General features: G+C 37.9%; 20 protein-coding genes and 1 riboswitch. Of the genes, 6 read left to right on the top strand and 14 right to left on the bottom strand.

Features of this window, described 5'->3' with window-relative positions:
• Positions 1 to 67: 67 nt before the first annotated feature.
• The 4 genes from NC797_RS06150 to kynU form a co-directional block, all read right to left on the bottom strand.
• On the bottom strand, positions 68 to 1,405 hold the full coding sequence (locus NC797_RS06150) for a sodium-dependent transporter (protein WP_272435892.1): 1,338 nt from the start codon (positions 1,403 to 1,405) through the stop codon (positions 68 to 70).
• Positions 1,406 to 1,472: 67 nt separating this feature from the next.
• Positions 1,473 to 2,318, bottom strand: coding sequence for a tryptophan 2,3-dioxygenase (gene kynA / locus NC797_RS06145; RefSeq protein ID WP_272435891.1), 846 nt, complete (start codon positions 2,316 to 2,318; stop codon positions 1,473 to 1,475).
• A complete protein-coding gene (gene kynB / locus NC797_RS06140) occupies positions 2,312 to 2,983 on the bottom strand; it encodes an arylformamidase (protein WP_272435890.1) in 672 nt (223 codons plus the stop codon). Before kynB ends, kynA begins: the two co-directional genes overlap by 7 nt.
• A 3-nt stretch (positions 2,984 to 2,986) precedes the next feature.
• Positions 2,987 to 4,273 carry a kynureninase gene (gene kynU, locus NC797_RS06135; protein WP_272435889.1) on the bottom strand — a complete coding sequence of 429 codons (1,287 nt, stop codon included), beginning with the start codon at positions 4,271 to 4,273 and terminating at the stop codon, positions 2,987 to 2,989.
• A gap of 235 nt (positions 4,274 to 4,508) precedes the next feature.
• On the opposite strand from kynU, the gene NC797_RS06130 reads away from it, so the two are divergent.
• Positions 4,509 to 5,135: a TetR/AcrR family transcriptional regulator gene (locus tag NC797_RS06130; protein WP_272435888.1), complete on the top strand. Its 627-nt coding sequence runs from the start codon at positions 4,509 to 4,511 to the stop codon at positions 5,133 to 5,135.
• A gap of 269 nt (positions 5,136 to 5,404) precedes the next feature.
• Here the strand turns inward: NC797_RS06130 and NC797_RS06125 are convergent, their stop codons facing one another.
• The 6 genes from NC797_RS06125 to NC797_RS06100 all read right to left on the bottom strand — a co-directional run bounded on the left by NC797_RS06125 (position 5,405) and on the right by NC797_RS06100 (position 12,500).
• The gene (locus tag NC797_RS06125) at positions 5,405 to 6,880 is read right to left on the bottom strand and encodes a protein adenylyltransferase SelO (RefSeq protein ID WP_272435887.1); all 1,476 of its coding nucleotides are present in this window, start codon (positions 6,878 to 6,880) and stop codon (positions 5,405 to 5,407) included.
• A gap of 243 nt (positions 6,881 to 7,123) precedes the next feature.
• Positions 7,124 to 8,065 (bottom strand): glycine betaine ABC transporter substrate-binding protein, encoded by a 942-nt coding sequence (locus tag NC797_RS06120; protein WP_272435886.1) that lies wholly within the window; start codon positions 8,063 to 8,065, stop codon positions 7,124 to 7,126.
• 591 nt (positions 8,066 to 8,656) lie between these two features.
• Positions 8,657 to 9,289 (bottom strand): hypothetical protein, encoded by a 633-nt coding sequence (locus NC797_RS06115; RefSeq protein ID WP_272435885.1) that lies wholly within the window; start codon positions 9,287 to 9,289, stop codon positions 8,657 to 8,659.
• 175 nt (positions 9,290 to 9,464) lie between these two features.
• Entirely contained in the window at positions 9,465 to 10,886 is a 1,422-nt protein-coding gene (locus NC797_RS06110; RefSeq protein ID WP_272435884.1) for an amidohydrolase, read from the bottom strand.
• A gap of 147 nt (positions 10,887 to 11,033) precedes the next feature.
• Positions 11,034 to 11,771 carry a small-conductance mechanosensitive channel gene (locus NC797_RS06105; protein WP_272435883.1) on the bottom strand — a complete coding sequence of 246 codons (738 nt, stop codon included), beginning with the start codon at positions 11,769 to 11,771 and terminating at the stop codon, positions 11,034 to 11,036.
• A 21-nt stretch (positions 11,772 to 11,792) separates the two neighbouring features.
• Positions 11,793 to 12,500, bottom strand: a complete 708-nt coding sequence (locus tag NC797_RS06100) for a DUF5058 family protein (protein ID WP_272435882.1) — start codon at positions 12,498 to 12,500, stop codon at positions 11,793 to 11,795.
• A 284-nt stretch (positions 12,501 to 12,784) separates the two neighbouring features.
• Positions 12,785 to 12,885, bottom strand: a riboswitch (glycine riboswitch).
• A 336-nt stretch (positions 12,886 to 13,221) separates the two neighbouring features.
• Here NC797_RS06100 and NC797_RS06095 point away from each other — a divergent pair.
• The 5 genes from NC797_RS06095 to NC797_RS06075 are packed head-to-tail and all read left to right on the top strand — an operon-like array spanning position 13,222 to position 17,798.
• Positions 13,222 to 14,445 (top strand): ABC transporter substrate-binding protein, encoded by a 1,224-nt coding sequence (locus NC797_RS06095; RefSeq protein ID WP_272435881.1) that lies wholly within the window; start codon positions 13,222 to 13,224, stop codon positions 14,443 to 14,445.
• Between the two features lie 21 nt (positions 14,446 to 14,466).
• The gene (locus NC797_RS06090) at positions 14,467 to 15,333 is read left to right on the top strand and encodes a branched-chain amino acid ABC transporter permease (protein WP_272435880.1); all 867 of its coding nucleotides are present in this window, start codon (positions 14,467 to 14,469) and stop codon (positions 15,331 to 15,333) included.
• 2 nt (positions 15,334 to 15,335) lie between these two features.
• Complete coding sequence (locus NC797_RS06085; RefSeq protein ID WP_272435879.1) at positions 15,336 to 16,310, top strand: branched-chain amino acid ABC transporter permease; 975 nt, start codon at positions 15,336 to 15,338, stop codon at positions 16,308 to 16,310.
• A gap of 22 nt (positions 16,311 to 16,332) precedes the next feature.
• The gene (locus NC797_RS06080; protein WP_417168687.1) at positions 16,333 to 17,106 is read left to right on the top strand and encodes an ABC transporter ATP-binding protein; all 774 of its coding nucleotides are present in this window, start codon (positions 16,333 to 16,335) and stop codon (positions 17,104 to 17,106) included.
• Positions 17,106 to 17,798: an ABC transporter ATP-binding protein gene (locus tag NC797_RS06075; RefSeq protein ID WP_272435877.1), complete on the top strand. Its 693-nt coding sequence runs from the start codon at positions 17,106 to 17,108 to the stop codon at positions 17,796 to 17,798. Before NC797_RS06080 ends, NC797_RS06075 begins: the two co-directional genes overlap by 1 nt.
• A 360-nt stretch (positions 17,799 to 18,158) precedes the next feature.
• Here the strand turns inward: NC797_RS06075 and NC797_RS06070 are convergent, their stop codons facing one another.
• The 4 genes from NC797_RS06070 to NC797_RS06055 form a co-directional block, all read right to left on the bottom strand.
• On the bottom strand, positions 18,159 to 19,136 hold the full coding sequence (locus NC797_RS06070) for an MBL fold metallo-hydrolase (protein WP_272435876.1): 978 nt from the start codon (positions 19,134 to 19,136) through the stop codon (positions 18,159 to 18,161).
• 232 nt (positions 19,137 to 19,368) lie between these two features.
• Positions 19,369 to 20,967, bottom strand: coding sequence for a benzoate-CoA ligase family protein (locus NC797_RS06065; RefSeq protein ID WP_272435875.1), 1,599 nt, complete (start codon positions 20,965 to 20,967; stop codon positions 19,369 to 19,371).
• 262 nt (positions 20,968 to 21,229) lie between these two features.
• Positions 21,230 to 22,030: an enoyl-CoA hydratase/isomerase family protein gene (locus tag NC797_RS06060; protein WP_272435874.1), complete on the bottom strand. Its 801-nt coding sequence runs from the start codon at positions 22,028 to 22,030 to the stop codon at positions 21,230 to 21,232.
• Positions 22,031 to 22,113: 83 nt separating this feature from the next.
• Positions 22,114 to 23,631: an aldehyde dehydrogenase family protein gene (locus NC797_RS06055; RefSeq protein WP_272435873.1), complete on the bottom strand. Its 1,518-nt coding sequence runs from the start codon at positions 23,629 to 23,631 to the stop codon at positions 22,114 to 22,116.
• Between the last annotated feature and the right edge of the window lie 4 nt (positions 23,632 to 23,635).

Raw genomic sequence — 23,635 nt, 5'->3', positions numbered from 1 at the left:
TCATGCTAATGCACACTCAATCCCTACCATCAAGCATATTTAAATGTTCATATCGTTACCTGTTCCTTTACCAAATACCTAACATATTTATATATACAATCAATATTGTAATCGGTACAACCCATTTCATCAAAAAAACCCAAGCAGAATACCAATCTATGGATTTAGAAGTAGCAAGTTTAAACTCCTTCTCTACAAGTGATTTATCCATTCTATAAACGATAAACATGGCAATTAAGAAACTTCCAAGTGGTAGCATGATATTGCTAACGAGATAATCGGTTGCATCGAATACGGTTTTACCGAAAATGGTAAAATTACTTAGCGTACTCATCGACAGAGCGGCTGGAATCCCAGCAATAAACATGATACTACCAGAAACCCAGGATACTCTTTTTCTTGAACGTTCTTTGTTCTCAGTAAAAGCAGAAACAATAATTTCTAATAGGCTAAACGAAGAGGTTAAAGTTGCAAATAAGAACAAGAGCATGAATAAACTAAGGAACAATCCACCTAATGGAATCTCAGCGAATACGGTAGGTAAAATAACAAATAAGAGACCTGGTCCCTCTGTTGGCTCTAACCCAAATGCGAATACTGCTGGAAAGATTGCCAATCCCGCAAGCAATGATACAAAAATATTCATTAAAACAACAGAAGAAGCAGCATTAGGAATACTTACTTCTTTACCTAAGTAGGAACTGTATGTAACCATACAGGAAAACCCAACAGCTAATGCGAAAAACGATTGACCAAGTGCATACAGGACTCCCCCAGCTGTAATGCTAGAAAAATTCGGCTTTAAGAAAAAAGAAACTCCCTCCATAGCTCCTTCTAATGTCAAGGAACGAACAACGAGAACAATGAAGAAAATGAATAATAATGGCATCATGTACTTACTCGCTTTTTCAATTCCATTTTTGATTCCAAGAGATATAACCATGACATTAATAAGTAAGAATGTCGCCAATCCTGTTAAAGTTATGAATGGAGATGCTGTTATACTGCCAAAAAGGTCTGGATAGTTCGCACCTTCGCCAATGACCTGCCCAGTAATGGATAAAAAGGTATAGATTAACACCCATCCACCGACAACGCTGTAAAAAGATAGCAAGAGAAAAGAACCTAAAACCCCGAACTGCCCAACTATTTTCCACTTACTATTTGGCGCAAGTGTTTTATAAGCAGTAATCGCCTCTTTCTTTGCGCCTCGTCCAATAACAAACTCAGAAATAAGCATCGGAAGACCAATTAAAACAGTAAACAAGATAAAGATGAGGAAAAAAGCTGCTCCCCCATTCATGCCTGCTACATATGGGAATTTCCAAATTGCCCCTAGCCCAATTGCTGCACCTGCCGAAGCCATAATAAAGCCTAGTTTCGATGACCACTGCTCACGATTCATATTATCACTCTCCTCTAATTTTATTCGACAAAGCCTATGTGGTAACAGTATACAAAAGCTGTCTGGCCTACAACTCCGTCCGAATCTCCCAGAGTTCTGGGAAAAATCGGTGATCAAGCACTTTTTTTAAATAACTTACGCCCGAAGATCCGCCTGTGCCTGATTTAAAACCAATAATTCGTTCTACAGTCTTCATATGCCGGAACCTCCATTGCTGAAACCAATCTTCAATATCCACAAATTTTTCAGCAAGTTCATATAACTCCCAATACTTATCCACGTTTTGATACACTTTCATCCAGGCATTTTTGACGGACTCGTCTTCATTATATGGTATGGAAAAGTCTCTTTCCACGATTTCACTGCTAATAGGAAATCCAGCCCGTGCTAAAGCCTGAATAGCGACATCATATAATCCTGGCGCTCCGAAAGCCTCTTTTAATACAGCGTAAAGCTCTGAATTCTTTTGATAAATTTTTAAAATATGTGGTGTTTTATACCCGAGTGCAAATTCTATTAGTCGATATTGATACGATTGAAATCCAGATGCTTGCCCTAGCGCATCTCGAAATTCAATATACTCTGCTGGAGTGAGTGTAGATAAAACATCCCAGGCAGAAATAATTTGGTTTTGGATTTTTGAAACCCTAGCCAAACGCTTGAAAGCTGACGAAAAATCGTCCTGCCTAATACAATCTATCGCAGAATGTATTTCGTGTAAAATCAGCTTCATCCATAGCTCACTAACTTGATGAATAACAATAAATAACATTTCATCATGATGATCCGACAACCGATGTTGGGCGGACAGAATATCATCTAGTTTCAAATATTCTTCATATGTCATGTTTCTTGCAAAATCTGTCTGAATATTTCTTTCAGAATCATAAGCAAACTCCTTGTTATTTACCATGTTTTTCCTCCTTGCCTTTTATTTAATGATCGAATAACAGCTCGAACTGGACTACCATCTGCCCCTACTATTGGAAGAGGAAGTGCGATCAGTTCATAATCCCCCTGTTCAATATCATCAACCATAATATTTTCTAAAATGTGAATCCCATTTCGGTATAGCGCCTTATGGGCACTCATTTCCTTGCTATTAATTGGGTCAACTGAGGGAACATCCACCCCAACAAGGAAGATACCTTTTTCCTTTAAAAGATCAGCACCTTCTTCTGTTAAAAAAGGAATTTCTTCTGGAAATCGTTCAGGCTTATTTGGAATCGCTGTTTTCAGCAAAACCCTCTCTACCCCGTCAAGGTCAAATCGACTTAACACCTCTCTATCAATCTGTTTAAACTTCGAAACATCTATTAATCTAGCAGGCCCAATAAATACGTTTATATCCAGTTGGTGAATATTTTCCCCATTCTTTTCAAAATGAAATGGAGCATCAACGTGGGTCCCTGTATGCAAGCTTGAGGATATTCGACCAATATTAACAGAACCCGTTTGTTCTTTGGAAAATGACAATTCATAGGAAAACGGTGTATCTCCTGTCCAATGACCGATATTAGCATCCAAAGGCTGGGAAATATCTATATAATTATTAACGATTTTACTTTTACCTTTCATCACTCATGCCACCACTCCCCTTTTGTTATCGAACTCCTTGTACTCTTCTTCATCCATAATTGTTTTCAACGTTTGTATGGTCTTCCAAACTTCTTCAAACGTGTTGTAAAGGGCAACTGGTGCTAGGCGAATCCCATTAGGAGTCCGAAAATCAGGCACAATATGTTTTGCTTTTAAAGCCTTGCAAATTCTAGCCGCTTCTGGATGCTCCAAATAAATATGTCCACCACGTTTACTATCTTCTTCAGGATTACGAACGACAAATTCATACTCAATCAATTCATGATTAATTAGCTCTAACATATAACCCGTCAGTTCCAATGATTTTTCTCGAATACTTTCGATCCCAATTTCGTCAAAGATCTCCAAAGAACCAATCAATGGAGCCACACTTAAAACATGGGGAGTTCCCATTTGATATGCTCCAGCATGATTGGCCTGGGTTAAGTCGTGCTCCATATCAAACTGTTTATCCTTCCGTGAGCTAAACCATCCCGCAAGACCTGGCTCTTTTCCAAAATGTCGCTTATTTACATACAGTGCTCCAACCGACCCCGGTCCACCATTCAAATGTTTATATGTGCACCAAAAAGCAAAATCCACCTCCCATTTACTTAGTTGGTGTGGTATTGATCCTATAGAATGGCAAAGATCAAATCCAATTATAATTCCTCGTTTGTGTGCTTCTTCTGTCAACAGCTTCATATCAAGAATTTGTCCACTACGATATAATATACTTGATAAAACAATTACCAGTATATCATCCGTCATGGACTCAATAATGTCCGCTTCACTGAGTAGATGACCATCTCGACTGTTTACCGTGACCAAATGCTCATCAGGATCATAACACTTTAGCCTTATTTGACTTTTCAAAGCATAAATATCGCTTGGAAACGTAATGTTATCCGCTAAAATTTTCGTCCTCATTCCTTTAGGTTCATAAAAAGTTGAGATTAACTGATGAAGATTCGATGTCGTGGAGCCTGTGACAATTACTTCTTCAGGTGCTGCCCCAACTAAAGATGCCATTTTTCCCCCAAGGGACTCAGATAAATAAAACCACGGATACTCCCCTTCTATCCAGCCGTCTATCCCATATTTTTTCCACGAATCTAGTAACAACAGCATGGATTTTTCAGCCCTTTTCGATAAAAGACCAAGAGAATTCCCATCAAAATAAATGCTACCTTCCTTAACATAAAATTCAGCACGATAGGCATGAAGTTCATCTTCTTCATCCATTTGTATTGCAAATTCGCGTGAATACTTAGTAGGTTGATCGTTCATTTCTTAATCCTCCTAGATTTCTGAAAATTATAATTATTAACTACATTAATTATATGTTTTGGGTGACAATATGTCAATGACATAATATCAATGGTATACTATACAAAAATATACTTACCAATATCCATAAAATCCAGTAAAATAAAAACAGTCTTAGAGCATGTTCAAAAAGTCACCAAATGATAAGCGGCGACTTTTTGAACACACACTCTTATATCGTGAAAGGAATGAAAATATGTCTACAAAGGAACCCTCAACGAATAGACAACAACAAGCAATCCAAACGAAAAAAAAGCTTCTTAAAGCTGGACGTGAAGTCTTTCTTCAGTCTGGATTTCAAAAAACAACCATATCCCAAATTATTAAAACCGCAAATACTGGGTACGGAACAGCTTACGTATATTTTAAAAATAAAAACGACTTGTTCATTGAATTAATGGAAGAACTAATGATTAAATTTTACGAAATTGCGGAGAAGCCTTTCGAACCAACGACAAGAGAAAACGCCCACGAAATGATCGCAAATCAAGTAAATTTATTCCTCTCGTTGGCAGTGAAAGAACGGGAAATGATGCAAATTGTTAAGGAAGCAATCGGCGTATCAGAAGAGGTTAATCAAGAGTGGAAAAACATACAAGAGCGTTTCATTAAACGAATTGCACAGGACATCCATTATGCCCAATCTCAAAATCTAGCAAAACAAAATTTAGATCCCACCCTCGTTGCAAGAGGCTGGTTTTATTCCAATGAGATGTTCATGTGGGAATTAGTGGATAATGAAAGTCACCATTCGATGGATGAAATAATTCGCCATTTAACCATAATTTATACGAGTGGATTGTATTTTCAAAATCAGTTCTAAACATATTTCAACCGTCTGTTAATAATCTCCAAATCCAACTCTGAAAACCCTGTACAACACTCCATCTTATTGTGTCCTGATGGTTGGATGATTTTTATCATTGATCACTTTCAAAAATTCCTCTCATATCCAGGTTCTCCGCCAACGTCATCTGGTGGTATATCCTTCCCCCTCTAGGCAGATAGGATATTAGAATAGCTCATCAATACGGGATAGGAGGGGACAGGCTCCTTGTCCCAGTGGGGCAGTGAGCCTGAACTCCTGTCCTCTCATGTGCCGCAAAATGTTTGGTATGGAATGTTTGATGGTGCTGGTGGAGTGGTGTATTCGGCCTGTTCAGGCGTGTGCGCATAAGGAGTTGAAAGAACATCCAGAAATTGCTCCATCACGCTGTAATCTCCTTCTTCCACTGCAGCATCTAGTGCCTCTTCTACCCGATGGTTCCGCGGGATAACGGCAGGGTTGCTGTTTCGCATTAACTCATGAGAATCAGCTGTTGACGCTTGCTGTCTGTCTCGTCTTGTCTGCCAACGGTCCTTCCACTTGGTAAAGTCTGAGGTTCCAAATAAGACAAAATCTTCTGGCTCATTAAAAGTTAATGCGCGGAAAGTATTGGTATAGTCCGCACGATACTTTTTCATCATGCTGAGAAGGTCTTCCATAAGCGATTGGTCTTCTTTCTCTTCGTTAAATATCCCCAATTTTGCTCTCATTCCCTCAAGCCAATGAGAATGATACAAATCCATATACTTTGAAATTTCATCTTGGGCAATTTGAACAGCCCGATCCTGATCTTTATCAAGTAGTGGTAATAAACTCTCAGCAAAACGGACTAGATTCCACCCTCCAATAGTCGGTTGATTGCCATAGGCATAGCGGCCTTGTCTATCAATGGAACTGAAAACTGTTTCAGGATCATAAGTATCCATGAAGGCACAAGGACCATAATCAATGGTTTCCCCACTAATGGTCATATTATCCGTGTTCATCACCCCATGAACAAAACCTACCAGCTGCCACTGTGCAATCAGTGCAGCCTGCCGATTGATCACTTCCTTAAGAAGGGAAAGATATTGATTCTCATCTTCTTCAACATCTGGAAAGTGGCGCTTTATTGCATAATCAGCCAGGGCTTGAAGCTCCTCTTCTGTTCCCCATTTCGCAGCGTATTGAAAGGTACCAACACGCAAATGACTGGCAGCCACACGAGTCATTATTGCACCAGGAAGTTCGGTTTCACGAGTGATTGTTTCTCCAGTTGTCACCACAGCTAGACTACGGGTAGTAGGTATACCAAGTGCATGCATAGCTTCACTGATGATGTATTCCCTAAGCATTGGTCCAAGTGCTGCTCTACCGTCACCACCGCGGGAATATGGCGTCCTACCCGAACCCTTGAGCTGGATATCCACTCTCTTATCTTGACGAGTGACTTGTTCGCCAATTAGCATGGCCCGACCATCCCCTAAGATGGTAAAATGCCCGAATTGATGCCCAGCATATGCTTGCGCAAGAGGCATACCGCTATCAGGAGTCTGGTTGCCTGCAAGAACTGCTACACCCTCTTCACTTTTTAGCGCTTCGACGTTCAAATCTAGGGTTGTTGCCAAAGAATTATTCAGTACGACCAACTCCGGGGATCGTACAGGGTTTAAGCTAAGATTTGAAAAAAATAATTCTGGCAAACGAACATAACTGTTATCTAAGTTCCATCCTATCTTTGTACTTTCCTCTTTATTATTCATTGTATCACCTTTTTCTTACGACTACTGTTTATTATTTTCGTCAACCTACACTTATGACACTACATTACTCTTTTAGTGTCTACTGTAGCAAATTTAATATCCTCTCTCCACTAATGTCGTTCAATGTGACAAGGTGGCGGGACATAAGATCGTGTTTTCTGTCCTACTAAAAAAGAGGATGGCTCAATGGACACATAAAGCAAGAAAAACTCCCCTTAAAGGGGAGTTTTTTCGTTTACTACTTTACTCTGCAGGTTCCAGATCTTCAATGGAATCAATGTCCATATAAGATGGTACAACTAGCCCAATCTTGGCACCTGTTAAATTTTTCCCAAGATCTTCAAATTGACCTTCATACTCTTCATAGAAAGCAGCGTGAGTCTGAGGCATCCATGGAGCAAGAGAAGCATCTCCATCACCTTCTGCAATTGCTTGAAACATTACAGAGGGATCAACTGGAGTAAGTGTAACATCATAACCTTGTTGTTCTAATACTACTTTTGCAACATTTGCTGAAGAACGCTCTGTATCCCAAGGAGTTAATACTAACTCAATTGGAGTACCATCTACAGGCTCCACACCGTCCGTCCATTCTGCGACTGTTTCCTGGTTTTCATCGACCCATTGTTGAGCAGCTTTTTCAAAATCAATGTCCTGTGCGGCAAGCATGACTGATTCCATGTCAGCTGGTTCCCACTGGAATCTGTCAAGAATTGTATAAGCCTCAGGCATATCTTCTTTTAAACCTTTTCTTACGATAGTTGCAATGTATTCAACACCGCCGAAAACACCTTCTGGATCCTCTAAATATTTTAAATCATATTTTGCAAACATGTAGTGAGGTGACCACCCAGTTACGACAATTGGTTCCTCATTATCAATTGCATCCCCAAGTGCAGTTAACATTGCAGCTGTTGAAGAAGTTTCTTGTTCCCAGCCTGAAAGATTTTCATACTCAGTTAAAGCATTATCAGTTGCTTGCGTAATGCCAGCACCTGGTTCGATACCTGTGATCGTATACTCTATTTCTGAACTAACATTTGCAGTAGTCTCGGTCTGGTCATCACCACCATTATCCGCATTATTTGCAGTATCGTCTGTATCTTCTTGTCCACAGCCAGCTACTACAAGTGATAATGATAATCCAGCAACTATCCCTAACCTTTTCCATTTAAATTGAAACATGTTGAAAGACACCCCTCTTTTTGTATTATTACTAGTATTTTATTTCTATTATCTTTTTATAAAAACATTAAATTGATGCAATCATTCGTAGTTTTTATGTAAGAGTAAAATAGAAAAATTACATTTACTGCGTGTTCAAAAGTCAGTCGGTTAACAGTCTAATTTAGATGGTACATTTATTATATACAAAATTCAAACAGTGAAAACAGTAAAAATTGTTTATATGGTACGTACATTTTAACTCCATTAACTATTTATAAGGATTCCGTTTACTTCCTTTACTTTACTCTGTCTTACTGTATTTTTTAGAAAATCTTCTAATTTATTCAGAAAAATTGGGATTAGGGTAAAACATTGTCCACTAAATTTGAAAAACCCCTTAAAGATTAGGACGTTTCTAACTCAGACATTAGTCTTAGGATCCTGCACAGTTTTACATATGGTGCCTATTGAACCAACTCTATACATAAAAGCTAACCACATATTGTGATTAGCTTTATATATTGGATAAATAAAGTTCAATGAGTAAATGATACTATTTGAGATTAGTCGCAGTTTAATTAAACCAGTTGCCGTGTTTATGTGGGACTTCTAGTCGCTAATGAGATTCATTAGCCGATCTTTCGTGTAATGCCCTTGTACACCAGGTTTTATTATCAAATATTCTGCAATCTCTTTATTTGTTAAATCAAATGTCTCCTGGTAGCCTCGAATAAGCATTTTTAAATAGCTCTCAGACGGGATAGAAATCTCGTTATCTTTCATGTCACGGTAACTGGTAAAGGTAAAAATGGGATACCCTTCACAATCACCAGTATAAACGATGTTTCCATAAAACGACTCCTGCATCACAAAGGATTTATTTTTGATGACCTTTTCAAAGTCAATCTCGAAATCATCGATCCCGTTTTCCTGTCTGACGACATCGACAAACTGCTCCTTCGTGATTAAAAACATGCGACCGAGCGTTTCTTCTGATTCCGGTTCTGTTAGTCCGATAACCGCACCACCACCGCCCCAACGGCTGGAATATCCTGTGAAATAAAGTGGAAATTTAAATTTAACAGGTTGGGAATCCCTTGGTAATGTTTTATCCCGTGCTCCGACCTCACTTTCAGCAGAACCTGGTGGTCTTCCACCTAAAATATAGCAAAGAAACCGTTCTTCACATAAGTTGGAGCCATAACTGGCATACCATACATATTCTGTCTGATCTTCTGTCATTGCTTTCACCACCTTTTTGTTCCCATGTAAGCGCTACAAAAAAAGCAACTTCCTTATTTTTTACCGTAATTTGCCCTCGTAGTACCTTGTGATTTTGTTGAATTTAAGCGAATTCAAATACAAAGAATGCAACTAATTTCAGCCAATATGTAAGGTTTTCGGTTTTATAACCATACTAGCTGTTAGTCCCAACCGTATTATCGATCTTTTCTATGCAAGGAGGTTTTACTTCATCGGAAATCCCTGCCACATAACGCTTTCCATCCGTGCTCTTCTGAAATTCCTCTTTTGTCCGATCTAATATATTATCCCTATTCATCAACAGGTCATATGCTGATAACGCCATTGTTTGTGCTGCAAAATGCATGCCTTTGAAACCGATCGGTGAACCAAACGAAGCGGTTGCCTGCCATGAATGTAATTGTACTCCGACTGGCGCACATGTAGTCATAATGGACCCCACTGGCGTAATCCAGCTAACATCACCAACGTCCGTAGAACCTGGCATTGTTTTCCCGAGTGTTTGTTTATCATTTTGATAGGTAATCGGGAGAAGTTCACCTGTTGTTTTTTGAGCCATTTTTAATATATCAGGGTCAATTGTTTTCACTATTTCTTGAGCAAAATTTTGTTCTTCGTCAGTAAATTGTAAAGAGCCTGATTCTTGCATGTTTTCGTACATCAAGTCATTTATGGTTTCATTCGGCAACGTATTATAAGCAAATGCCTCCATTTCGGAATTTACTTCTGTTTCAGTCATTAATGCAGCACCTTGTGAAATTTTTTGGACTCTTCTAAGCATATCCTCCACTTGTTCTTTTGTAGCTGCCCTTAGATAATACCATACACTGGCATACTCAGGGACGATATTAGGAGCAAGACCACCATTTGTAATCACGTAATGAATTCGTGATCCTTCTGATACATGCTCTCGTAGATAGTTTGCACCTACATTCATCAGCTCAACTGCATCAAGTGCACTTCTCCCAGCATGTGGTGATGCAGCAGCATGTGCTGGGATACCCTTAAAGTTGAACTTAATAGATACCATTGATTGCATACTCATATTTGTGGCGGAATTTGATGTCCATGGGTGCCAGGTCAACGCACAATCTAAATCGTTAAATACACCTGATCTTGCCATAAATGTTTTACCTGACAGTACTTCTTCAGCTGGACAACCATAGTAGCGAATCGTACCGCTTAGATTTTCCTCTTCCATTACTTTTTTTAATGCAATAACTCCTTCTACACCAGCTGTTCCAAGTAAATTATGTCCACATCCATGACCAGGTCCGTTTGAAACAACTTGTTCTTGCACTGCACTAACTTTTTGCGAAAGTCCCGGCAATGCATCATATTCACCTAATATACCTATAATTGGTTTACCTGAGCCATATTCAGCAGTAAACGCTGTAGAAATCCCGCTGATGGGTGAATGAATCGTAAAACCTTCATCTTTTAACTTGGATACTTGTAAGTTGTAAGCAAAATCTTCTTCATACGCTAGTTGAGGATGTTCCCAAATCCATTTTGCCATATCCGTAAACTCTGACTGACGTTTTTCCATCCAGTGTAATATTTTCTGTTTATTCATTTCGTACACACCCCATTATAATTTTTGGTCGTCATAGGACACACCCTCCTTAGACATTGATTGTAATTTCTTAACTAAGTATGTCTATGAAACTATACTAGCATCAAAACTACTAATGTAGGTAAACGGCAGTTTTATGAACTAAACTTACGCTTCTTTCTTTTTATTTTTCATTTTCTCCAAAAGCATACAAACAACAACTGTTCCAAGGATTGATAAAAACGTTTGTAAAGAACGTGGTACAGGGCCAATATTGACAAATAATCCAAAGGCTATTCCAATAACTCCGAATAAAGGTTTCTTAATTGCAAATTGGGCAATTACTGCCCCGAATATTGCTGGGAGAACAAATCGGAAATTACTTACAACAGATTCTGGCATTAAAGATATAAAGTAAGAACCAGCAAGTATAGCGATTAAAAGCATGACAATATTAACGATAGAGGCTGTGGCTATGGCCAGTGAAGCGGTAATTTCGCCTTTTTTTGTTCCAGGTTCTGCGCCAACAACATTTTGAGCAATTGAGGCACATGGAAGGCACATATTTCCTATATTACCAGTTAAAAAGGCAAGGTATGTACCAGAAACACCTAATACCGGATAATAACTGATTGGTTCAAGTACCCACACAAACATGACAATGGATGCATAAGCAGCAAAACCTGAAATAATTGTACTCCAACCAGGATGAAAACCAAGAACAAATGAAAGATAAAGAGGTACCGCTAATGTTAAAACGATCACTGCCCAAATGGTCAAACGTCCCCAAAAATGGGATTTAATTTGAAATGTCTCAAAATCGATCATTGGTGTCGTTCCTATTTCTTTTGCCCCCGTAGTACCTTCACTAAGAGCTATATTTTTCCCTTCATTACTAATTGACATTGATCTTCCCCTACCTTTCTATTAAGATATGAAATATCCTACAAATAATCCTACAATGATAACCAATCCAAGTGACCATTCTTTTAACCAGCTCATCTTTAGCTTATTGGCAATCCATATAATGATTGGCATGACGATAAATGCAACAACTAATACAATAGACTCGTTAAAGCCTTTCACCATTTCACTTCCTCCAAGATAACCAAAGGCTCCCACCATCGCAGCAATCGAAATAGTATTTAAAGCGTTTACATTTTTAGTTTTAGCAGCTGCTTTTTCTTGTATTTTTCCTAGAGATTTTGTAAAGAGGGCTGTAAATAATAGCCACCCCATTCCACCAAGACACATAACCCAAACAGCAGTAGTAAACGCCTGGGCAGTAAAGTTAGCAGATCCTAAATCAGTTCCAGCTGCTTTTGCACCAATGCTGGCACCTACCGTTTCGATCGCAGCAGAACCGATAATCCCAATTCGCATTAATGTAACAGGATTTCCTATAAGTGTAATAAAAGAAATAGCTACAAAAACAATCGCTAAAGAAGGCCCCAAAGAGCTAAACGCTCCAGCTCTAATAGCAGCTTTCACATCTGTATTAGTCATTCCAACAGATGAACTTGCTTTCGTACATAGTTTGATAAAGACAATCCCTTGAAATATTACAATGCCAACAATAAGTAAAGCAAAAATCCAAAGCGGAAAACTATTTGCCGTTTGCAATACTTTTTCCAAGATTTGTTCCTCCTTTTTATAATGAATTGATAAAAAATGGCCTTGCACATATTTGCGCCCAGATTCTATCTGTGCTTGCTCAATAATTCCTCTGAAAATCTGCGAGGCATTTTTATGCTTTTCGCTATACCATTTACATCACCCCTAACCCTTTTAGGAAAACAAAAAAGCACAGAAAAAGGGAGTTAAATTCCCCCTTCTCTGTCCTTTTACCTGAGAGTTTTATGCTACTTAATGTAGGTTCCCCTTTGGTGGCATATTTGAATATGCGCTCTCCAGAGATGCGTCAAATTATGGTCCCTTTACCTGAGAGATTAATTCCATGGGTTGTTTTGGAACTTGCTCCTTCGGCGACTAATTTTCCGTACTCTCCCATAATTCTCATCCGCGAAAATATGAATTTATAGATTTTAGAATATTTCAACAACTAGCGAATGTCAAGTGTATTTTAAAATTTCATTTTCTAAATGAATCTCACAAAAATTTATAATTAAAATTACTACGGAAGTTTATTATTAATAATAAGTACATGGAATATTATTAGATATAACCCTTATTTATTAGTTTATTTTAAAAAAAACACAAATATTATGTTATGTTTTTTTTGCTAAAGTTTCAAAAAGGTATTGATTATTTCATGAGTTGAATGTATCATAAAATTCAGAAAATAACATCATTAATTGTAAGCGCTTCCTAAAAACAAAAAAGGTGGAGACAAAAAATGAGAAAAATACTTATGCTTATCAGTTTGGTTTTTGTTTTAGCTATCTTATCTTCTTGTGGAAATAGTGCGATAGAATCAAGCTTAAACTCTGAATCAGAATCAGATGAGTCAGGGGACGGTGACGGGCAAGAAACGATTAAAGTAGGGGCAATTCTTCCATTCTCTGGTGTTTATGCATCTCTTGGAAAAGATCTATTAAACGGCATGAAACTTTATTTCGATAGTATTGGTTGGGAAGTTTCAGGGAAAAAAATCGAATTAATCGAAGAAGATACAGAAGCTGATCCACAGGTTGCCTTAAGGCGTATCCGTAAGTTAATGGATCAAGATAATATTGATATTTTAACAGGCCCAGTAAGTACAGCTGTTGCTTATGCGGTCCGTAATGATGTTGACTCTAACAAATTGCCATTTCTTGTTTCTCATGCAGGCGGAAACGATCTAACTAGAGGAAAGCGTAGCGATTATATTTGGAGATCATCATTCTCTTCATGGCAAATTGGTAACTCAATGGGCGAATGGGCTTATGAAAACGTCGGGGATAAAATGTATATTGCTGCCGCTGATTATGCGTTTGGACGAGAGGTTTCAACCGCATTTAAGGAAGCGTATATTGCAGCAGGTGGTGAGATAGTCGGCAATGTTTATCCTCCTTTAGGTAATAACGATTATGCCTCTTATCTAACGACCATCGGGGGTGAAGAAGCAGACGGTGTATACTCCTTCTTTGCTGGAAGCGATGCCGTTCGTTTTGTACAACAATTCGAACAGTATGGATTAGATAAAGATTTTACTCTCGTTGGATCAGGATGGTTAGTATCAGAAAATTTGCGTAAATCTGTTGGAAGTGCAGCAGAAGGAATTCTAGCATCTACATTTTGGGATTATAGTCTAGAGACAGAGGAGAACCAAAACTTTATAAAGGCCTATGAAAAAGCATATGGAACCCGACCAACTATTGAATCTTTGGAAGGATATGATGCAGCAAGTATCATGGTGGAAGCAATTAAAGAATTAGATGGCGATGTGTCAGATTCAGATAAAGTAGTGGAGGCAATTTCCAATGTATCATTTACTAGCCCACGAGGCCCTATAAAGTTTGATAAGGAAACACATCAAATTATTCAAAATATGTATATCACAAAGACGCTGGCTGTAGAAGATAAAACTGAAAATAAAGTAATTTACAAAGTTGAGGAAGTTAAAGATCCAGGCAAATAAACATCAGGAAGGAGTATTAATGTGGAATTAATTGGAGCGCAACTTGTGAACGCTGTAGCATATGGCTTACTTTTATTCATTATTACATGTGGACTTACACTTGTTTTCGGAATACTAGGAGTTTTAAATCTAGCACACGGATCATTCTACATGTTTAGCGCATATATTGCTTATTCTATTACTGAAACATATACGCAAAGTTTTTGGCTAGCTTTATTTGTTGCTCCAATGGTTGTTGGTCTGATCGCATTGGTGGTGGAGATTACATTGCTCCGCCCAACCTATCACCTTGGGCAATTATCACAAGTTTTACTAACGTTCGGATTAGCCTATATATTCAATGATATTGCCCCAGTTATCTGGGGATCTGATGTACTTTCGATCAAAGTGCCATCGGTCTTATCAGGCTCTGTTACTATTTTCGAACAAAAATTTCCAGTTTACCGCTTTGCAGTTATTGGAATTGGCATAGCAATAGCAATCCTTTTATGGATGGTGCAAAACAAAACAAAATGGGGAGCAATAATCCGAGCTGGATTAAGCGATAAGGAAATGGTAAGTGCGCTAGGAATAAATATCAAATTAGTCTTTACATCTGTCTTTATAATAGGCGGGGTTTTAGCTGCATTTGGTGGAGTAGTTGCTGCCCCAATTTTAGGGATTTACCCCAGTATGGAATTTCAAACGCTAATTCTTGCGCTGGTCGTTCTCGTAATTGGAGGACTGGGTTCTGTTGCAGGTACGCTTGTAGCAAGTCTTCTAGTTGGGATAGTAGAAACGTTTAGCCGTTTTCTAGCACCTGAAATAAGCATGTTTCTGATTTTTGGACTTATGGCAGTTATTCTTGTGCTAAAACCAAATGGTTTATTAGGAAAGAAGGTGGTTTAAACGTGAAAACTATAGTATTTAAGCTAGTTACAGTATTTGTACTATTAGGCTTAGCTCCACTTGTTCTTTCTCTATTTCACCTGAATTTACTCTCTGAAATTCTGATCCTCGCGATCTTTGCCTTAAGTTTAAATATATTAGTAGGCTTTACTGGCCTTGTTTCATTAGGGCATGCCGCATTTTTTGGTATTGGTGCATATACGGCAGGTTTGGTTTCCTTAAATCTTTCTAACAACTTATTAGTGTCGATGGGGGCATCAATTATTGTGTCAATTATTACAGCAGCTATTATTGGAGCCTTTTGTATGAGAGTCAGTGGGTTCTACTTTCTTATGTTAACATTAGCGTTCTCGCAAATGATTTATTCATTTATCTATCAATCGACTAACATTACAGGAGGATCAAACGGCCTCTCTGGAATTCCCAATGCAGTTCTGTCGGGATTTGAGTTTTCCAATGCGGTTTACGTTTTCTATATAGTTTTACTTGTCTTTTTAGCCACTTATGCAATTTTGGGGATAATAGTTAAATCCCCTTTTGGTCAAGTATTAATTGGAATTCGCGAAAATGAATTAAGAGTTAAAGCTACGGGATATAATACCAGTGTTTACAAGTATGTAGCATTTGTCCTAGCTGGCGCATTCGGGGGTCTATCTGGTTCTCTGTATACTTATTTTAATGGATTTATTGCTCCAAGTGATGTGTATTGGACAATGTCAGGTAACGTTTTAATTATGGTTTTAATAGGTGGTTCAGGTACAATGCTAGGTCCGGTTTTGGGAGCCGCTTTATTCGTTATATTGGAAACAGTTGTTAGTTCATACACGGATTCATGGATGTTAATTGTAGGATCGGTCTTTATTATCTTTGTTATCTTCTTCCCTAAAGGAATCGTCGGAATTGGACAAAGTTTGATGCGCTTAGCAAAAAAAAGAAAGCTAAAGTATGATGCGAAAAGAAAGTCAAAGGCTGCCTAGTATAGATAATAGATAAGTAGGGGTGAATAGTTTGGTAGAAGATAAAATATTAACAATCAGCGGTATCGGTAAAAGCTTTGGCGGATTGACTATATTAAAAGATATTTCACTCGAGGTTGAAAAAGGTGAACGCATAGGTATTATTGGACCGAATGGAGCTGGGAAAACAACCTTTTTTAACTTGCTTGTTGGAGACATAAAGCCTACCCACGGAAAGATATTTCATTATAATAAAAACATAACAAAGCAGCCAAACTATTTACGGGCTCAAAACGGGATTGCCAGAACATTTCAAAAGAACAATCTATTGAACGAGTTATCCGTTTTAGAAAATTTGCTTCTCGTCTTACAAAGGAGGCAAGGGTATGGTCATAAGTGGTTTAACAGGAGGGAAGAGAAACAATATCCCGATTTATATCTTAAAGCTTATGAGCTTTTAGAAACATGGGGATTAAGCCATCGTCGAGAAGTAATTGTTAAAAGTTTGTCATACGGGGAACAGCGACAAATTGAAATTTTGTTAGGTATTGCATCTGATCCCTCTATCTTGTTACTTGATGAACCAACTGCAGGTATGTCTCAATCAGAAACTAACTATATTGTAAAATTGCTTTATGGACTGCCTAGAGAATTGACATTAATGGTTATTGAGCACGATTTGGATGTTGTTTTCGGCTTAGCAGATCGGATGGTTGTGTTAAATGATGGCGAGGTCTTAACGGTGGGTGAACCTGATACTGTAAGAAAAGATGAAAGAGTAAACAAAATATATATTGGAACTGGAGATGAAGACTAATGCTTGAAGTTCAAAATCTCCATACATACTATGGAGATAGCCATATACTTCATGGTGTAACATTGAGTGTACAAAAAGGATCGGTATCGATTCTGCTCGGACGCAATGGCATGGGGAAAACAACTACCCTTCATTCTATTATGGGAATTACACCATCCAAACAGGGGAAAATTTTAATAAACGGGAAAGAAATTCAGGGAGAACCTAACTATAAGGTATCCAAATCAGGAATTGGAATCGTTCCACAAGGCAGAAGAATTTTTGGGAATCTAACTGTTAAAGAAAATTTGCTGACAACTCACAGACCGTATAAAGACGGTTGGAATTTAAATGATATTTATGATATGTTCCCCCGCCTAAAAGAACGAGAATCCTCAATGGGCGGAAACCTTAGTGGAGGAGAACAGCAAATGCTCTCGATAGGCAGAGCCCTTATGACAAACCCTAAACTTCTTTTGTTGGATGAACCTTCAGAAGGTCTTTCTCCTTTAATGGTTCGAGAAGTAATTAAAATTATTATACATTTAAAAAATGAAGGGCTACCAATGCTAATAGTTGAACAAAACCTCGCAATGGCTACTTCTCTAGCCGATCATGTTTATGTTCTAAATAAAGGTAACATAGTGTTTGATGGCCCATCAGAGGAGTTTGACACTGCTACTAGAAACAAGTTTTTATCATTAAGTTCTTAATTCTCAGTAGTTTCGTATCCACCTAAATTGTTTTAAGAGGCTGTTTAAAAAGCCACCAAATGATAAGCCGAGCATCTGCTTTCCCACGACGAGCAGTTCCGGCGTTTGACACAGGACGTGACTTTCTTAATAACCTTCTAATTCACAGCTTTTTACACACGCACTTTAAGGATTCTTCCTGAAAATACACACAAAGAAGGGCAAAGACTAGAATAGCTTTGCCCTTCTTTGTGTGTATTTATCTGACAAACATCAAGCGTTTTTGTTCCCTTCATGAAGGGAGAAGAAATGATCCCCTAGGTCTCAATAATTATAGAATTCTTATAAAAGATACTTTTGAGGGATTAAAGTCCTCACTTCTTACCCACAGGAATAATAATGCCATTCGCTGTTTTTTTGTTTTTTTGATATTTTATTTAATCCTTCAAGCCGATACAAATGTCCAATAATTTCAGACATAACTAAAGAAAACTCACTATCATATTTGTGCTCGTAATATGTTTGAGCAACTTGTGCAGCTGTGCAAGGTTGTTTATTGCTTATGATCTTTCTTATCTTTTCTGATTTCGATTCTATACCATTTAGCCTTTTTTTGATAAGTTCTTTAGGATCTTCCACGATCTCCCCATGACCTGGGTAGGTAACGGTTAAAGCATAATCTTTACATTTTTTTAGAGACCTCTCGTACTGTTGCAGTGTTGATATCTTTTTCCCTAGTTCATCAGGCTCTATCAATGCATTACTTGATATATGCTGGATCAAGTGATCACCTCCAAGCAATATCCCACTTTCTGGATTAAGTAAGGCAATGTGGTCTGGCCAATGTCCAGGTGTTTCAATAACCTTAAATCCATATATTCTGTCTCCTTCTTTTAGTGGTAATATTTTGGCTTTTATCGCTTGATATTGATTTTGCTTTGCTTTTTTTTGCAATAATTTCACTTGTTTTTCTCCCATTTCCTTGCATCCCATCTCGGAATATAAAGACCGGAAAAAATCAATACGTTTATTCAAAAATGTTTCATTTCTTGCCAGGCGGTCAAGCGAACTTTGGTGGGCATAAACAGGTATCTCATGTAAAGATAGCACACGATTAACTATTCCAGTATGATCTTGATGACTGTGCGTTAAAATAATTCCATTTATATCGTTGAGTTTAAATCCATTCTCTTTTAATACATGATTAAAATAAAGCCAGCATTTCTCTGAATCTAGACCAGCATCTACTAGAAATAATTTATCTTGATTTTTCACAAGGTAAAAATTAAAAGATAATAAGGTACTAGAAGTTGGAACAATAATTGGATAAATGATAGGTGCTGTTGAATTTATGTTCATATCATCTCTCCCTCATTTAGTAGTTGTTGTGCTTTACCATAAATGCCTCTTTTTGTTCACACTCACAACAATACAAAACTAATTTTTACGGGAACAAAAGCGCAATCGCTCGGCGCTAGAACTAGACGTGACATACTAGCCGATCGTTATTCACGCGCAAATAATTTTACAATTCCCTATACTATTAAAAAACTTGATTTTCCACTTCAGTAAAGTGGAAAATCAAGGAAATTTATACGTTGTTTGTATCTGTTAACGATTGTTTTAGTTTAAATCTTTGAATTTTCCCTGTAGTGGTTTTGGGTAAACTTTCCATAAAGGTGATTTCACGTGGATATTTATGTTTTGCCAGTTTACCTCTAACATACTGAATTAATTCAGCTTCTTTGTCACTATTTCCGACAACTCCTTCTTTTAACACAACATAAGCTTTTGGCTTTTCTAAACCTTTTTCATTTTCATTTCCTTGCACTGCCACTTCCAAAACGTCAGTATGATCTATGAGAGCGCTTTCAATCTCGATAGGCGAAACCAAAATGCCTCCTACATTTAACATATCATCCGACCTGCCGACATACCAGTAATAGCCATCTTCATCTTTGTAATACTTATCACCAGTATGTAGCCATTCTCCGTTCAATTTCATTTTGTTTTGAACACTATTAGACCAGTATCCAGCAGTGATACTATCTCCCTTAATCAAAAGATCCCCTACTTCATTAGACTCAACTGGTTCAAACTTTTCATTTACGATCTTTGCTTCATAACCAGGTACCACTTTACCTGTACTTCCCGGTTTAAAGTTTTCTAACGTATTGGACAGATAAATATGAAGTACTTCGGTAGAGCCAATACCATCAAGAATGTTTATACTAAATTTCTCTTTCCATTTTTTAAAATAATGTGACGGAAGCTTTTCACCAGCAGAAACACAAACTCTTATGGAAGAAAGGTCATATTTCTTTTCAGAACGTTCCACATAATCAAGCATGGAACCATAAAGTGTCGGTACACCAAAAAATATAGTAGGTTTGTACCTTTCAATTGCTTCAAACACCTTTTCTGGAGTGGGTTTATCTTTCATTAGCACTGTACTAGCCCCCACACCTAAGGGAAAATACATTCCGTTACCCAAACCATAGGCAAAAAACAGTTTAGAAGCGGAAAGAGTTACATCGTCCTCAGTCATACGAAGTACTTTTTTTGCAAAGTTGGATAGAGCATGCTCCATACTTTTTTGTAAATGAATAGCTCCTTTTGGTTTTCCTGTGCTACCAGACGTATAAAGCCAAAATGCTGCATCATCTACTGTTGAGTAAAAAGTTTTTACATATTCTGATTTACCTTTTACAAAGTCTTTAAAATGAATAACATTATCATAGCTATAATTATGATCAGATACAACAATTACATGTCGTAAGTAGGCAAATTCACTTCTAAAATCTTTTATATTTTCCCAAAGATCATCATTAACTACAAGTACCTTTGCCCTACTATGATTTAAATAATATACATAATCCTTAGCAGTCCCTAAAGTATTGAGTGGAACTGGTATAGCTCCAATTTTCACAGAACCAAAAAACGAAATTATAAATTCTGGGCTATCATGCATGAGCAGCATTACCCTATTTTCATGTTCTACATTAATATCAGATAAAGCTTGAGCAAATTGATTTACTTCCTTGTTTAGTTCAGCATAACTAATTTGTTTGTTCTCGAAATAGATGGCAGTCTTCTCTCCGTAACCCTTTTCTATATTCCTATCTATAAATCTTAATGCAGCATTATACGGTGAATCTATTCCACTAACTGGATTAAAATGATCACTCATTGAAATTTACACACCCCTTTTTAAAGATTAAATTCACTTAAATCAACTGACTTAAATACTTGTGTAAGCGAGCGGTACTATTAGAGGTTGTTCAAAAAGTCACCAAATGATAGGCTACGCATCTGCTTGCCCATGACGGGCTGATCCACGTTTGACACGAACGTGGCGACATTAGTCCATCTTCTAATTCGACGACTTTTTGAACACGTACTATTAACGTCATCTCAATCTATGCTGCATATTAATATTTACTGTTACCTTCTTATTTGCCACTCCACTCAGGGCTACGTTTATCAAGAAATGCCTGTAATCCTTCTTGTGCATCGTCAGAACGGAATAATAGATTTTGTAGTTCGCCTTCATAACGGATCGCTACGTTTAACGGCATTTCTTTTCCGTTCATAATAGAAAGCTTGATATTCCCAGCTGCATAGGAAGCATTATTCGCAATTTTTTTCGCGTACGCTTGTGTTTGTTCACGGATTTCCGACTGAGGATATAAACGATCTACCAATTTAATGTCATAAGCCTCCTGCGGGCTGATTGTTTCACCAGTTACATTCATATCTAACGCTTTCGAATGGCCAACTTGACGTGCTAAACGTTGGGTGCCGCCTGTTCCTGCCAACACGCCTAGGGACACTTCTGGTAGACCAATTTTACCTGCTTCATCCCCAATAAAACGCAGGTCGCATGCTAGCGCCATTTCCAGTCCTCCACCGACCGTATGTCCTTCCAAGCAGGCAATCCAAATTTGTGGGGAACGTGCTATTTTATCCAAAGTTTCGTTACAGAACAGACAAAACTGGGTTTTAAACTTTGGATCGGAACTTTTTAAAAACTGCACGTTCGCTCCGACTGAAAAAAATTTAGGCATATCACTCATTAAGATAACTGCCTTAATATCTGGATCAAAACGGATATCATCAATCGCTGCATTTAGTTCTCTGTAGTAATCCAAATCATACGCGTTCGTCTTATTCACATGAATATGAACTTCTGCCACCCCTTCTGCCTTTTTCACCGTTAACATTTTGTTTTCTGTTGCAGTTGTTGCACTCATTTTTTTCCTCCTTGTCATTTTATCTATTTATTTGATTCATATTTCAACTAGATTCACATGCTTTAACTCTAGCAGTTTATAATTTAAAGTCCAAAAGGGTTTAAAGGACGTTCACCGGTATAAGAGACGACACTCTTCGTTTCCATATACAAGTCCAATGTTTCCAAACTTAATTCTCTTCCAAAACCTGACTGTTTGTAACCGCCAAATGGTGAACCTGGGAAAGCTGAAATATGGTTATTAACCATAACAATCCCTGCCTTTATTCCAGCAGCAACCCTTGTTGCCTTTGCATGATCTTTTGTCCAGACAGCGGATCCAAGTCCGAATTTCGTGTCATTTGCTAGCTTCAAGGCTTCTTTTTCATCTTTGAATTTCATTACAACTACAACTGGCCCAAACACTTCTTCCTGCGAGATACGCATATCATTCGTAACGCCACCTATGATTGTCGGTTCATACCAGAATCCATTATTATATTCTTCCCCTTCTGGCCGTTTTCCTCCAAAAAGAATTTCCCCACCTTCTTCTTTAGCTAATTGCACATAATCATCAATTACTTTTTCATGACTTTTAGAAATTACAGCACCCATATGTGTCTTTTCATTAAATGGATCCCCCACTTTTAACTTAGCTGCCTTATCCAAAAACTTTTCCATAAACTCATCATAAATGTCTTCCTGAACAAACAATCTAGATCTTGCCTCACAAGACTGACCTGAATTGTAAAATATACCAAATAACGACCCGTCCACCGCATTATCGATATCACAATCGTCAAATACTAGATTAGGAGACTTACCACCAAGTTCTAGTGTTACTCTTTTCAAAGTTTGAGATGCTCTGGACATGATGTCTTTCCCTGTCTCCGTTTCACCAGTGAATGCTACTTTATCTACATCTGGATGATCCGTTAAATAGGAACCTATATCAGCACCGCTTCCAGTTAGAACATTCACTACTCCGTCTGGCACTCCTGCCTCTTTACAAATATCTGCAAGCATATATGCGGTAATTGGTGTATAGCTGGCTGGTTTTAAAACAACTGTACATCCAGCAGCAAGAGCAGGAGCAACTTTCCAAGCAGCCATCATCAATGGATAGTTCCAAGGAATGATTTGTGCACATACACCAACTGGTTCTTTTAATGTATAATTAAAGAAACCATTTGGCATTGGATTTGTTTTTCCTCCAAATGAAGTTATCGCACCAGCATAATATTCAAAGTCCTGTATTGCCTGCATGATCTGTCCTTGTGCCGCAGCTACAGTTTTTCCAGTATTCAATACCTCTGCTTCGACAAGTTGTTCAAATTGCTTACGCATAAGTTCAGCAATTTTATTTAACAACCTTGCGCGTTTAGCTGCCGTTTGTCTAGGCCACTTACCACTCTCAAAAGCAGTTTTCGCCGCTTGAACTGCACTATCTGCATCATCTCTTGTACCTTTAGCAACAGATGTTAGTATTTCTCCTGTAGCCGGATTTACTACTTCAAATCTGTCACCGTTACTGCTATCTTTGTATTCACCATTAATAAATAATTGGTATTGCTCCTTTATTACTTCTGTACCACGTTTACCTTCTTTTGTAATTTCAGTCATCATA

The sequence above is a fragment of the Terrihalobacillus insolitus genome (assembly GCF_028416575.1).
Taxonomy (GTDB): domain Bacteria; phylum Bacillota; class Bacilli; order Bacillales; family Amphibacillaceae; genus Terrihalobacillus; species Terrihalobacillus insolitus.
This window is presented reverse-complemented; position numbering and strand designations above follow the sequence as displayed.